The organism is Streptomyces sp. MnatMP-M17, assembly GCF_900091995.1.
In the GTDB taxonomy this organism is placed as follows: Bacteria; Actinomycetota; Actinomycetes; order Streptomycetales; family Streptomycetaceae; genus Streptomyces.
This window is the reverse complement of sequence record NZ_FMDK01000061.1, coordinates 1-13,151: the sequence shown is the minus strand read 5'-3', so window position 1 is coordinate 13,151 and position 13,151 is coordinate 1. Positions and strand designations below refer to the sequence as shown.

General features: G+C 70.3%; 12 protein-coding genes and 2 pseudogenes. 3 read left to right on the top strand and 11 right to left on the bottom strand.

Annotated features, from left to right (window positions below; all coding sequences use genetic code 11):
• Positions 1-210: 210 nt before the first annotated feature.
• From lepB (GA0115259_RS03350) to GA0115259_RS03310, 9 genes and pseudogenes are all read right to left on the bottom strand, one after another.
• Positions 211-1,182: a signal peptidase I gene (gene lepB / locus GA0115259_RS03350; protein WP_141716438.1), complete on the bottom strand. Its 972-nt coding sequence runs from the start codon at positions 1,180-1,182 to the stop codon at positions 211-213.
• Positions 1,082-2,262 (bottom strand): annotated as a pseudogene (gene lepB, locus GA0115259_RS03345) (signal peptidase I); the annotation flags it as partial. The pseudogene lepB (GA0115259_RS03345) and the gene lepB (GA0115259_RS03350), both read right to left, overlap by 101 nt.
• Positions 2,255-3,091: a signal peptidase I gene (gene lepB / locus GA0115259_RS03340; protein WP_093590579.1), complete on the bottom strand. Its 837-nt coding sequence runs from the start codon at positions 3,089-3,091 to the stop codon at positions 2,255-2,257. The pseudogene lepB (GA0115259_RS03345) and the gene lepB (GA0115259_RS03340), both read right to left, overlap by 8 nt.
• A 71-nt stretch (positions 3,092-3,162) precedes the next feature.
• Positions 3,163-3,513 (bottom strand): 50S ribosomal protein L19, encoded by a 351-nt coding sequence (rplS, locus tag GA0115259_RS03335; protein ID WP_066950731.1) that lies wholly within the window; start codon positions 3,511-3,513, stop codon positions 3,163-3,165.
• Positions 3,514-3,643: 130 nt separating this feature from the next.
• A complete protein-coding gene (gene trmD / locus GA0115259_RS03330) occupies positions 3,644-4,465 on the bottom strand; it encodes a tRNA (guanosine(37)-N1)-methyltransferase TrmD (RefSeq protein WP_093590576.1) in 822 nt (273 codons plus the stop codon).
• Positions 4,465-5,112 carry a ribosome maturation factor RimM gene (rimM, locus tag GA0115259_RS03325; protein WP_093590573.1) on the bottom strand — a complete coding sequence of 216 codons (648 nt, stop codon included), beginning with the start codon at positions 5,110-5,112 and terminating at the stop codon, positions 4,465-4,467. Before rimM ends, trmD begins: the two co-directional genes overlap by 1 nt.
• Before the next feature lie 112 nt (positions 5,113-5,224).
• Complete coding sequence (locus GA0115259_RS03320) at positions 5,225-5,464, bottom strand: RNA-binding protein (protein WP_005311361.1); 240 nt, start codon at positions 5,462-5,464, stop codon at positions 5,225-5,227.
• A 2-nt stretch (positions 5,465-5,466) separates the two neighbouring features.
• Positions 5,467-5,907 carry a 30S ribosomal protein S16 gene (rpsP, locus tag GA0115259_RS03315; RefSeq protein ID WP_093590570.1) on the bottom strand — a complete coding sequence of 147 codons (441 nt, stop codon included), beginning with the start codon at positions 5,905-5,907 and terminating at the stop codon, positions 5,467-5,469.
• A 242-nt stretch (positions 5,908-6,149) separates the two neighbouring features.
• Positions 6,150-6,743 (bottom strand): hypothetical protein, encoded by a 594-nt coding sequence (locus tag GA0115259_RS03310; RefSeq protein ID WP_093590567.1) that lies wholly within the window; start codon positions 6,741-6,743, stop codon positions 6,150-6,152.
• Between the two features lie 615 nt (positions 6,744-7,358).
• Between GA0115259_RS03310 and GA0115259_RS03305 the strand changes: the two genes are divergently transcribed.
• From GA0115259_RS03305 to GA0115259_RS03295, 3 genes and pseudogenes are all read left to right on the top strand, one after another.
• Positions 7,359-8,246, top strand: coding sequence for a methyltransferase domain-containing protein (locus GA0115259_RS03305; RefSeq protein WP_093590564.1), 888 nt, complete (start codon positions 7,359-7,361; stop codon positions 8,244-8,246).
• Between the two features lie 138 nt (positions 8,247-8,384).
• Positions 8,385-9,323, top strand: coding sequence for a GntR family transcriptional regulator YhfZ (yhfZ, locus tag GA0115259_RS03300; RefSeq protein ID WP_093590561.1), 939 nt, complete (start codon positions 8,385-8,387; stop codon positions 9,321-9,323).
• A gap of 110 nt (positions 9,324-9,433) precedes the next feature.
• A pseudogene (locus tag GA0115259_RS03295) lies at positions 9,434-10,564 on the top strand (phosphopentomutase); the annotation flags it as partial.
• Between the two features lie 49 nt (positions 10,565-10,613).
• On the opposite strand, the gene ffh reads toward GA0115259_RS03295, so the two are convergent.
• Entirely contained in the window at positions 10,614-12,173 is a 1,560-nt protein-coding gene (ffh, locus tag GA0115259_RS03290; RefSeq protein WP_093590555.1) for a signal recognition particle protein, read from the bottom strand.
• Positions 12,174-12,395: 222 nt separating this feature from the next.
• The coding region (locus GA0115259_RS03285) for an ACT domain-containing protein (RefSeq protein ID WP_141716437.1) at positions 12,396-13,151 on the bottom strand (756 nt) is incomplete at its 5' end.

The following is a 13,151-nucleotide window of genomic DNA, read 5'->3' as shown; positions in this document are numbered from 1 at the left end:
GCCGACGGCCACGGCCAGCCCCGACAGCACACTGCCGAGGCGGCCGTGGCCGTCCGTCCCACGTCCCGCTTCCGTAGGCGCCGCCTGCCCAGGCGACCCCGTACGTCCTGCTTCCGTACGTCCCGTTCCGCTCATCCCAGCACTTCCCCCACTCCGGAGAATGACCGCTCCGGGAACGATCCTCGGAGACCGGCGATCCGGGACGGCACCCTACCCGGCGGTACCGCCGGCGGTCAGCCTCCTCCTGCGCCAGAGCACAAGAGGCACCGCACCGGCCAGACCCAGCGCCCCGGGAGCCACCGCCGCGGCCGCCGCCACATGGGTGCCGAGCCCGGACTGGTCGAAGGTGTCGGGCACCGGCAGGAACGACCAGCGGTTGACCGGCCAGGCGACGACAAAGGCGCGGCCGACCACCTCGTCCGTGGAGACCGTGCCGCGGCCGGGCAGCTCCTGGTGGTAGCGCGAGTCCAGCGAGTTCTGCCGGTGGTCGCCCATCACCCAGATCCGGCCCTCGGGAACCTTGATCGGCCCGAACGGCTCGTCGTCACAAGGAGTGTTGCCGGGGTAGATGTACCCCTCCTCGTTCAGCGGGTGCCCATTGACCTTGACCTTGCCGCCCTTCTCACACGCCACCGTGTCGCCGCCGACCGCGATGACCCGCTTGATCAGGTCCTTCTCCTCGGCGGACGGCATCAGCCCGATAAAGCTCAGGAACTTCTGCACCACGTTCGGATCGGGCGTGGGGGTGCCCTCCAGCCAGCCGCCCGGATCGTGGAAGACCACGACCTCACCGCGGTCGGGCTCGGAGCCGAACCAGGGAGTGAGCTTGTCCACCAGGACGCGGTCACCGCGCTGGAGGGTGTCCTGCATCGAGTCCGACGGAATCGAGAACGCCTGCACCAGGAAGGTCTTGATCAGAAGCGCCAGCAGCAGCGCGATACCGATCAGCAGAGGCAGTTCCTTCCAGAAGGAACGCTGCTTCCGCAGGTCGGTGGATTCACCGTCCTCGGCTCCGGATCCATCGCCGTCCAGGACGTCCTGGCTGTCGTTCCGGCTGTCGTTCCGGCTGTCGTTCCGCTGTTCCGTCGCGTCCGTCACAATCTCGGGCGACTCGGCGAGCTGCTCGCGTCCCTCCTCGGGACCATCGTGTCCGGATCGTGCGCCGACCGCCACATCCCCCACATCCACTCCTCACTCCGTGCGGGTGCTCCGCGCGATTACGCGGTGCCATCGCCTGCCGCCGATACGGGACAGGCCCACCACTCCCATAACGAGCGGGAGTTCCGCAGGGCTCGGGAGCCGGATCAATCCGTTGAGATCCTGGGAGGACACACTATTCGACGCGCCCCGGGCCGTCGTCGGCGCGGCTCGCGCGTCAGAGGCCGAAGCATCCGGCACGGAGGCGTCCGAGGCCGAAGCATCCGGCACCGAGGCATCCGGAGTCGAAGCGTCCGGAGTCGAAGCGTCCGGCACCGAAGCGTACGTCGCCCGCTCCTCCAGCCCGCGCCAGTGGTCGAACGGCCAGGCGATGACGACGGCCCGGCCCACGACCTCGTCCTCCGAGACCGTGCCGCGGAACTCCTCGTCGAGATGGAAGCGCGAGTCGGCCGAGTTGGACCGGTGGTCGCCCATCACAAAGATGCGCCCCGCCGGCACCTTGACCTCGAAGGTCAGCTCCGAGGGCACATTGCCCGGATGCAGATACGGCTCGTCCAGAGGCACTCCGTTGACGGAGACCTTCCCGTCCTCGCCGCAGCACTTGACGGTGTCGCCGCCGACCGCCACGACCCGCTTGATCAGATCCTGCTCGTCGGCGGACGGCAGCAGTCCGATGAAGGTCAGCGCCTGTTTGATCTGCTTGACGACGACCGGCGAATCGTCCGGCGGCGGCTTCTCGTCCTGGAGCCAGCCGCCGGGATCCTTGAAGACCACGACATCGCCGCGCTCGGGCCTGGAGCCGAACCACGGTGTGAGTTTGTCCACCAGCACGCGGTCACTGATCCTGATCGTCTGTTCCATGGATCCCGACGGGATCACAAAGGCCTGCACCAGGAAGGTCTTGAGAACGAGCGCGATCAGCAGCGCCACGGTGATCAGGATCGGTATCTCGGCGACTGCGGACCTGCGGCGCCGCCGCTTGACCCTTCGGGCGAGTTTGCGCCGCTCGGCGCGGCCCGGCAGCGCCCGGCCCGTGGTGGGCCGTGAGCCGGTCGGGAGCCTGGTGTCGGCGCCATGGGCCGCGGGCCGTCCGCGCTTACCCATGGGCCCCGTCCGGGCTCCGTACGTCCCTGAAGGCGCCGGTCGGCTCCAGCCCGGACCAGCGCACCGGCGGCCAGCCGATCCAGTCCGCCCGGCCGATGACCTTGCCGACGGGCACCATGCCGCCGCCCGGCTCGCCGAGATGGTCCCGGGAGTCGCGCGAATTGCTGCGGTGGTCGCCCATGACCCACAGAGTGCCCTGCGGTACGACGATGTCGAAGGGAACCCGGGAGGGCGCGTCCCCGAAGTGGAGATACCGCTCGTCCACCGCCCGGCCGTTCACCTCGACCCTGCCCCCTTTGTCGCAGCAGACCACCCGGTCGCCTCCGACGCCGATCACACGCTTGACGAAATCGGTCTCGGCGGGCTCGGCGAGCCCCAGAGCCGCGGCGGCCCCGTGCAGCAGTCCGGTGACGGGATTCTCCCGCGGCGGCTGCTGGACGAAGGATCCGGTGCCGTCGAAGACGACCACATCGCCGCGCTCCGGCTCGGCATCGAAACGGTACGCCAACTTGTTGACCAGCACCCGGTCCCCCACCTGGAGGGTGGGCTCCATCGAGCCACTGGGAATCCGGAAGGGCTGCGCCACGAAAGCGCTGAAGAGCAGTACGGCGACGGCGCATCCGACACCGAGCAGTCCCGCTCTGCCCAGGGAGAGCCTGCCCAAGGAGAGCCTGCCGGGAGAAAACCCCGGGACCCGTCGCGCCGGGGCCGTGGAGAGATGTCCGGCTGAACGCGCGGAGCGCGACCGCTCTTCCGTCCCCGTAGGGCTCGTCCCCGCAGGGAATCCGGAAGAGCGGTCGCGCTCCGTGTGCTCCGCTTCGGTGTCCATCGGGGCCAGAGCTTATCCGGCCCTCCTGTGCACCCGGGTGCGACGTGACGAACGCCGGCCCGGTCGGCGACTCAGTTGTCGCGCTTCTCCTTGATCTTGGCGGCCTTGCCGCGCAGCTCACGCAGGTAGTAGAGCTTGGCGCGACGGACGTCACCACGGCTCACGAGCTCGATCTTCTCGAAGATCGGGCTGTGGACCGGGAAGGTGCGCTCGACACCGACGGAGAAGGAGACCTTGCGGACCGTGAAGGTCTCGCGGACGCCCGAGCCCTGGCGGCGGATGACCACGCCCTTGAACTGCTGGATACGGGAGCGGTTGCCCTCGATGACCCGTACGTGCACGTTGACCGTGTCACCGGGACGGAAGGCGGGGAGGTCGCTGCGGAGCGACGAGGCGTCGACTGTGTCGAGCAGGCTGGACATGTGGATCTGCTTCCTCGCTGATGCCACAGGTCATCAGCGGATGTCGAGAGGAGAGTTCGGAGTGCCGTTCGCGTCGGGCGGGCGTCGTTCCCCCTGTGGCAGGGGCGCACACCGGACGTACGGCAGCGGCCTATTCTTCCATGTCATCCGGCCTGCGCCAAAATCGGCCGCCCGGCTCCGGCGACCAGCCCAGGATCGAGAGCGTCTCGCGGTCCTTCTTGTCGAAGGCCGCCGCGTCGCAGCGCTCGATCAGATCGGGCCGGTTGAGTGCCGTACGGCGGAACGCCTCGTCCCGGCGCCAGCGCGCGATCCTGCCGTGGTGGCCGCTCAGCAGTACGTCGGGAATCCCGCGCCCGCGCCACTCGGGCGGCTTGGTGTAGACGGGCCCTTCCAGCAGATTGGCCATCTGTCCGGGCGCGAAGGAGTCGTCGCGGTGCGACTCGGCGTTGCCGAGGACACCGGGCAGCAGCCGGGCGACGGCCTCGGTGATGACCAGTACGGCCGCCTCGCCGCCGGCCAGCACATAGTCGCCGATGGACACCTCGACAACCGGGATCCGGGTCGCGTACTCCTCCACGACCCGGCGGTCGATGCCCTCGTACCGCGCGGGCGCGAAGAGCAGCCAGGGCCGCTCGGACAGTTCGACGGCCACTTCCTGGGTGAAAGGGCGCCCGCTGGGCGTGGGGACGACCAGGACCGGTCCGTGCGCGCCCGTCTCGTAGCCGCTCGCCAGAATGTCGTCCAGGGCCTCACCCCAGGGCTCGGTCTTCATGACCATGCCAGGTCCGCCGCCGTAGGGAGTGTCATCGACGGTGTTGTGCCGGTCGTACGTCCACTCCCGCAGATCGTGCACATGGACATCGAGCCGGCCGCGCGCACGGGCCTTGCCGACCAGCGAGACGTTCAGCGGCTCCAGATACTCCGGGAAGATCGTGACGACATCGAGTCGCATCAGTGGTCATCCCCAACGGATTCACCCTGTCCGCCGGATTCACCCTGTCCGCCGGATTCACCCTGTCCGCCGGATTCACCTTGTCCGCCGGATTCATCCTGCCCGCCGGACTCGCTCCGTCCGCCGGCGACTTCCGCCCGGTCGTCGATCAGGCCGGGCGGCGGATCGATGACGGCCCGCTGCTCCTCCAGATCGATCTCCGTGACGATCTCCTCGACGAACGGGATCATCACCTCGCTGCCGTCGGGCCGTTCCACGATGAACAGGTCCTGCGAGGGCAGATGGGAGATCTCGGTGATCCTGCCGATCTCCGTGCCGTCGGCCAGGACGACATCCAGATCCATGAGCTGATGGTCGTAGAACTCGTCCGGGTCCTCGGGAAGTTCCTCCGGATCGACCTCGGCGATCAGCAGGACGTTACGGAGCGCCTCGGCGCCCGTACGGTCCCGTACGCCCTCGAAGCGCAGCAGCAGCCTGCCGCTGTGCACCCGGCCCGACTCGATCGTCAGCGGTCCGGCCGAGGCCGGGTCCGTGGCGAGTACGGCGCCGGGCCCGAGCCGCAGTTCCGGCTCGTCCGTACGCACCTCCACGGTGACGTCGCCCTTGATCCCATGGGCGCGGCCCACCCGCCCGACCACCAACTGCACTACAGGCACCTTCTATTCCGGCATGACGGCAATGAAATGACACGGCGATGGAAGCAGCGAAGGCCGGAGAAGGCGGTGGCCCTCCCCGGCCCGTGCCGGTGTTCCAGCTCTGTCAGCGAACCTGGTCCACATCGACAAGGTCGACACGGATGCCGCGGCCGCCGATGGCGCCCACAACGGTCCGCAGAGCACGTGCGGTGCGGCCGTTGCGGCCGATCACCTTGCCGAGGTCGTCCGGGTGGACCCGGACCTCCAGCACACGGCCACGGCGCAGGTTGCGCGAGGCAACCTGCACGTCGTCCGGATTGTCGACGATGCCCTTCACGAGGTGCTCGAGAGCCTCCTCGAGCATGCTCAGGCCTCGGTCGACTCGGCGGTGGCCGAGGACTCGGCTTCGTCGGCCTTCTTGTCGGACTTCTTGGCCTTCTGGGTGATGGCCTCGCCCTTGGGCTCGTCGCCGGCGTCCTTGGCGGCGGCCTCGAAGAGGGCGCGCTTGTCGGCCTTCGGCTCCGGCTGGAGCAGCGGCGCCGGGGCCGGGAGGCCCTTGTGCGCCTGCCAGTCACCGGTGAGCTTGAGGATCGCGAGAACCGGCTCGGTCGGCTGGGCGCCGACGGACAGCCAGTAACGCGCGCGATCCGAGTCGACCTCGATGCGCGACGGGTTCTGCACCGGGTGGTACAGACCGATCTCCTCGATGGCCCGGCCGTCACGGCGGGTGCGGGAGTCGGCGACGATGATGCGGTAGTGAGGCGAACGGATCTTGCCCAGACGCTTCAGCTTGATCTTGACTGCCACTGGAGTGGTGTCTCCTGGTCTTGACGTGGTTGGGCACAACGGGATGCCGCGTGGGGTTGCGGTACCCGATCCGCCCGATGGACGCGTCAGCCGGAGGAGAGAGGGGTCCTGTGCGACTGTCGAGTACAGCTGGCCATTCTGCCACACTTACACACCGCTACATGCCCCGGCGTCCGCGGCCCGCTGTCGCGCACCTGGCCCCGCACCGGGCCCCGCCGCGGGTCCCGCTCCGGCGCCGGTGATCAGCTCGCGGCTCCCACCGCTTCCGGGATACGGAAGGGCTTCCCGCAACCTCCGCAGACGATCGGCGCCTGGGCGAGGACCGAGGGAACGACCCGTACGTTCCGCCCGCAGTCGCAGACCGCCTTCACGCGGACTCCGCCGCCGGACGAGCCGTGCCGGGCGGCCGGACCGCGGAAGCTGCGCTTGGTGTCGGCGGCCGTCGCGACCGTGTGCGCCTTCAGCGCGCGCTGGAGGCGCTCGATGGTGGGCCGATATCGGCGCTTGGCCTCGGGGCTGAGCGAGACCAGCGAGAAACCGCTGCTGGGATGCGGCTCCTCGGGATGGTCGAGGCCCATCTCCTCGGCGATGGCCAGGAATCGGCGGTTGTGATAGCGGCCCGCGCGCGAGGTGTCGCGGACACCTCTGGCAGCGGCGATGCCATGGACCGCTTCATGAAGCAGTCGTTCGAAGGAGAGCTCGGCGCCGCAGGCGGACGAGGACTCTCCGATCAGGGACTCTGGCGCGGCAAGATCCGGCAGCTCGGGGTGGGACCTTTGAATGTCGGCCCACGCCTGCGCCAGCTCTGCGGCGAGAACAGGTGGTGTCGTGCTCACGTCGTGAACAACGAGCCTGGGCCCTCGCGGGTTCCATTACGGGGCATCCCAAATAATTTGCACGTACCCGTCAGTTGCCATTGATGCGTCCTGACGAGGGCGGGTGCGTCGATCTGCGGAGAAGCCTCACAGCTCGCCCCAAGGTGGTACGTAGCGCCGCGTACGCAGGGACGCGTAGACGATCTACGTCTGCCGGTCGTCTTCCCAGCTCACCGGGCGGGTGTGCGGCGGGCGGGAACGCCGGGCCGGGCGGCGCCGTGCGGGCGCCCTCGGTCGGTGGGCGTCAGTTGGCGCGGGCCACGACGGCGACAGTACCGGGAGTGCCGTCCGCCTCGGGCACCGCCCCGTCCCCGCTCCCGCCCTCGGTGACAAGCATCGTAGGGACACTCCGCGCTCGGCCGGCGCGGCCTCGCCGACGGTGCCCGGCGCCGCCCGGGCGTATCCGTACGGTCCGGTCATCATCGCGCGGCGGGCGGTGAACGGCACTGAGATCCAGCCATGTGCGCCGGGCGCACACCCGGTGCACTCACGCTTTGCCGACCACCCACTGGACGTGCGTGCGGATCGGGAGTTCCCTGGCATTCAGGGGGACCTCGACGGATTGGGGCGCTGCCCATGGCACCTACGCTCGGCCGGCACCGGCTTCCTCCAGGGCGCGCGGACACGCGCACGGTCGTGAGCACACGCGCCCGCGACTGGGCCGAGATCCAGGAGCGGATGCTGGTGCCGCTCTACGAGGCGGTGTACGAGCGGCTGGAGGTACGCGCCGGGACACGGGTGCTCGGCCTGGGCTGCGGCTCGGGGCTCGCGCTGCTGCTCGCCACCGCGCGAGGCGCGCGGGTGACCGGAGTAGACGCCGACCAGGAGCGGCTGGCGCTGGCGCATGAGCGGCTCCTCGTCGCCGACCGGGAGCGGGACGGCGAGGACCGGCCGACCGGCACCGGGACGGTCCTGCCCGCGGACCGGATCGCCGAAGCCGCCGCAGCCGCCGAGGCCGCCTCGGAGACCGGCCGGCCGCCGTACGACCTGATCACCGCCTTCCAGCCGATCGGAACGGTGGCGGGCGACGCGAAGGGACTGGCGCCCGCCCTCGACTCGGCGATACCGCTGGTGGAGCATGGCGCGCCGGTGGTACTGGCCGGCTGGGGACCGCCGGAGCGCTGTGCCACGTACGCCCTGTTGCGGGTCGCGGGCCGGCCGGCGGACCGGCTGCGCGAGGACGCCCGGCGTCCGGTGCGCCGGGACGATCTGGAGGATGTGGCGGCGCGGGCCGGGCTGGAACCGGACGGTTCGGGACGGGTGGCCTGTCCGTTCGGCTACGCGGACACGGAGAGCGCGGTGCGCGGGCTGCTGTCGACCGGAGTGTTCGACGAGGCGATCCGGGCGACGGACCGGCAGCAGGTGGAGAAGGAGATCAGCGAGGCGCTCCAGCCGCATCTGCGGCGCGACGGCACGGTGTGGATGCCGAATGTCTTCCGCTATCTGATCGCCCGTACGCCCTGAGCTGCGGCGATCCGGTCCGAGCACGCGTAGCACCGTTCCGGTACGGGAATCGGCCCGGCAATGAACCGGTGCGCGGCTCTTGATTGGGCCGGTGCGCGGCTCTTGTCAGTATCCAGAATCCTGTTTACTGTCTCTTCCGTGACCGGCTTCGACGAACGCTTTCTGACCCGTAACGGCCTCGCGGCCCGGCAGCTCGCCGTTCTGCTGCTGAACCACGAGCCGGACACCCGGCTGCCGCGTGTCCGCGACTTCGCCGTGGAGCTGGGCGTCGGAAACGGAACCGTCCAGGCCGCGCTCCAGCTTCTGGAGAGCGCCCAGGCCATCGAGACCACGGCCCGGGGCCATCTCGGCACCTTCCTCGTCCGCTCCGACCGCTCGATACTGTGGCGGCTCTCCGGGCTCGGCACCTTGCTGGCCGCGATGCCGCTGCCGTACTCCCGCCGTTACGAAGGGCTCGCCACCGGGCTGCGCTCGGCCTTCGAGCAGGCGGGCGCGCCCTTCGCGATCACCTTTATGCGCGGCGCCGGTGCCCGTACCACCGCGCTGCTCGAAGGCAAGGTCGATCTCGTGGTGCTCTCGCGCTTCGCCGCCGACCGGCTGATCGAGGAGCATCCGGTCGAGCTCGTCGCGGATCTCGGTCCCGCCACCTATGTGGGCGCGCATGGACTGCTGCTGCGGCACGGCACCACGCCCGAGACGCAAGGGCTGCGCGTCGCCGTCGACCATGCCTCCGAGGATCAGCGCATGCTCGCCGAGCGGGCGTTCGCCGGGCGCGCCGACATCAAGTGGGTCGAGGCCTCGTACATGCAGCTCCGCGAGCTGTTCGAGCACGATCTGGCCGACGCGACCGTCTGGAACCTGGACGAGGCACAGGGCCGGCTCGGCCCCGGAGTGGATGTCCTGCCGCTGGGCGACGAGGTCTCCCGCGAGCTGGCCCTGCGCAACTCCCGGGCGGCGATCATCGGCAGGACCGAGGGCGCGAAGGCTCTCGGTGCCGTACGGGACTCGCTCGATCTGTCCGTCGTCACCACGCTCCAGTCCGAGGTACTGAACGGTGAACGCGCACCCTCGTACTGACGGCCGCGACGGGACGGGCCGGCGCCCATCAGAAGATCTACGGGATACCGGGCGCGGCTCAAAATACAAAATCCTGGTTACTGCCTGATCGTTACCGGAAAAACCCGGAAAATGTACTCGACCACGGGCGGACGGCGCTCGGCGGGCCGCTGCGGCTGCCCGCCCTCGGATCGCTCGGGCTCGGGCTCGTCCGTCCGCACCGGGATCTGGCCCGGGACACGGCGCTCCCGGTTGCCGTCGGCCGGGCCGCGCTCGGCTATCCGGGCGCGGACACCTTCGCCGGGCACCAGACCATGATGGGCGCGGACTTCAGCCGGGTGACGGTGGCGCGGCTCGGCGAGCATCTGGACGAGGTCGCCTCGGCGCTCGAAGCCGCCGGACATCGGGTGGAGCGGCCGGCCGGGCACGGGCTGCTGCTTGTCGACGGCTCCGTACTGGTCCATGACAATCTGGAGGCCGATCCCGGCATCAACTGGAACGCGTCAGGCCGGCTGACGGATCTGCCCTTCGACCGGATCCTCGCCATCGCCCGTACCGTACGGACGGTGGCGCCCGTCGCCCGCGTGATCGCCGTCGGCGGCCACGCGGACGGTCCGCTCGGCGCGTACGTACGGGACGGAGACGGCGGTACGGTCGGTCTCGACACACCGGCCAGCGGCTTCTACCGCAACGGCGGGCTGGAGGTCCGGCATCTGGGCGCGGATCTCGACCACACCCGGCAACTGCCCGAACTGGCGGCCCGCGCGGGCATCCCGGTCACGCTGGTCGGCAAGGCGGCGGACATCCTCGTCTGCGGGACGGCGGTACGACGGCCGGCCGTCGGCACCGCGGATGTCCTCGCGTACACGCTGGAGTCGGTGCGCGCGCCGGGCGACGGGCTGGTCGTCGCCAATGTCCAGGAGACCGATCTCGCGGGGCATCAGCAGGACGCCGAGCGCTACGGCCGGATCCTGGAGCGGACCGACGCCGGACTGGCCGCGCTGATCGGGCTGCTGGACCGGCCGGGCGACCGGCTGATCGTGACCGGCGACCACGGCAACGACCCGACGATCGGCCATGCCCATCACACGCGTGAGTACGTACCTGTGCTGATGTACCGGCCGGGCACATCCGGGACCGAACTGCTCCCGGACGCGCCGACACTGGCGGACGTCGGCGCCATGGCGGCACAGTCGCTGGGCCTGGATACCACGGCCCTGGCGAACGGTGCCGTACGGACGGGAGCGCGCGTCGGCTCGTGAACCCTTCGTGAGCCCCGAGAAGCCCGGCCGCTCCGCCCAGCCGACCCGGTCAGCCCATGAACTTCTTGAACTCGTCGGGCAGTTCGAAGTTCTTGTCCTGATCTCCGGCCGGCAGCCCGAACGCGCCGCCCGGCTGCGCCGCGGCCTCCTCGCGCCGCGCCGCCGCGGCCTGCTCCTCGGCCTTCCGCTTCATCGGGTTGCCGGAGCGCTGCTTGCCCTTGGCCTGCTTCTGCTTCTTCTTCGCACGGCCGGGCCCGCCGCCCATCCCGGGCATGCCCGGCATCCCGGGCATCCCGCCGCCCTGCGCCATCCTCGACATCATCTTGCGGGCCTCGAAGAACCGCTCCACGAGGTTCTTCACCGCGCTGACCTCGACGCCGGAGCCCCGGGCGATACGGGCCCGGCGCGAGCCGTTGATGATGACCGGATCGATGCGCTCGCCGGGCGTCATCGACTTGATGATCGCGGCGGTACGGTCCACATCGCGCTCGTCGATGTTGTTGATCTGGTCCTTGATCTGTCCCATACCGGGCAGCATCCCGAGCAGCTTGCTGATGCTGCCCATCTTCCTGACCTGTTCCATCTGCGCCAGGAAGTCGTCCAGGGTGAAGTCCTTGCCGCCCTTGCTGCTCGCCAGCTTGGAGGCCATCTTCTCGGCTTCGGCCTGGCTGAACGTCTTCTCCGCCTGCTCGATCAGGGTGAGCAGATCACCCATGTCGAGGATGCGGGACGCCATACGGTCCGGGTGGAAGGCGTCGAAGTCCTCCAGCTTCTCGCCGTTGGACGCGAACATGATCTGCTTGCCGGTGACATGCGCGACGGAGAGGGCCGCGCCGCCCCGGGCGTCGCCGTCCAGCTTGGAGAGCACGACACCGTCGAAGCCGACGCCGTCGCGGAATGCCTCGGCGGTGTTGACCGCGTCCTGTCCGATCATCGCGTCGACCACGAAGAGCGTCTCGTCGGGGCTGACGGCGTCGCGGATGTCCGCGGCCTGCTTCATCATCTCCTGGTCGATACCGAGGCGGCCCGCGGTGTCGACGACGACGACGTCGTACTGCTTGGTCTTCGCGTAGTCGATGGAGTCCCTGGCGACCTTGACCGGATCGCCGACGCCGTTGCCCGGCTCCGGCGCGTACACCGCGACACCCGCGCGGTCGGCGACGACGGCGAGCTGGTTGACGGCGTTGGGACGCTGGAGGTCACAGGCGACGAGCAGCGGTGTGTGGCCCTGGCCCTTGAGCCAGAGGCCGAGCTTTCCGGCCAGTGTGGTCTTGCCCGCGCCCTGGAGACCCGCGAGCATGATCACGGTCGGCGGCTGCTTGGCGAAGCGCAGGACCCGGGTCTCACCGCCGAGGATGCCGACCAGTTCCTCGTTGACGATCTTGAGGATCTGCTGGCTCGGGTTGAGCGCCCGGGAGACCTCGGCGCCGCGGGCCCGCTCCTTGAGATTCGCGGTGAAGGCGCGGACGACGGGCAGCGCGACATCCGCTTCGAGGAGCGCGATACGGATCTCGCGCGCGGTGGCGTCGATGTCCGCCTCGGACAGCCGTCCCTTGCCGCGGAGGTTCTTGAACGTCGCTGAGAGGCGGTCGGAGAGAGTGTCGAACACGGTGGTCGCGGATCCTCAGGTCGGGAGCGGATGAGGGGGCCGTCCCCGCGCGGTGAAGGACAGACCGTCCCCCAGGGTATCCGGCCGCGTGCCGTGAGGTCTGCCCCGCGGCGGGCACGGCCGTACGGGTGGCACGCTCCACCGTACGGCCGGTGCCCCGGCGTCCGTCGTCCCCGGGCGACACCGGCGACACCACAAGCCCGGCGCCCGTTGTCCCGGGCGTCAGCTCAGGGCCGCCTCCAGGCCCTTCGCCAGGGCCACCGCGTCCGCCTCCGGCAGCGGCGAGCCGTCCGCGCGCGTGACATAGACCGTGTCCACCGCGTTCGCGCCCAGCGTCGAGACATGGGCGCTGCGCACCCGTACCGCCGCCTCCTCCAGGGCGTGCCCGATCCGGTGCAGCAGTCCCGGCGCGTCCTGGGCGCGGACCTCGATGACCGTCGCGAGCTGCGAGGCGGTCGGCGCGACCGTCACCCGTGGCGGCGGCGCCTGCACACCGCGGCGGCGCGGATAGGCCGCCTCGCGCTCGGCGAGTCTGGCGGGAATGTCCAGCGAGCCGTCCAGGGCCCGTACGAGATCGGCGCGGAGCCGGGCGGCCTGCGGGAGCGAGCCGTACTCGGCGGCGACGCGCCAGCTCAGCAGCAGCACCTCCGTGGTGCCGCCGGGCCCGGTGGTCCCGCCCAGCTCCGTGGGCAGTTCGATGGCGCGCAGATCGGCGGCCCGTACGGTGAGCCGGTGCAGGGCCAGCACTCCGGCCGCGGCGGGCAGGACGCCGGGCTGGTCGGGCAGGGCGATGAGCAGTTCGACGCCGACGGGCTCCGGTGTGCCGTCCTCCTCCTGCCTGGTCTCGGCCTGGGCGCGCAGCGAGAGCACCGGATCGCCGGTGCGCAGCGCCTCGACGGCCAGCCGTTCCTGTTCGGCGCTGGGCGCGGTGGGCTCGGGCTCGGCGGGCGCGTCGCCCGCGAGGACGGCGGCGACGCG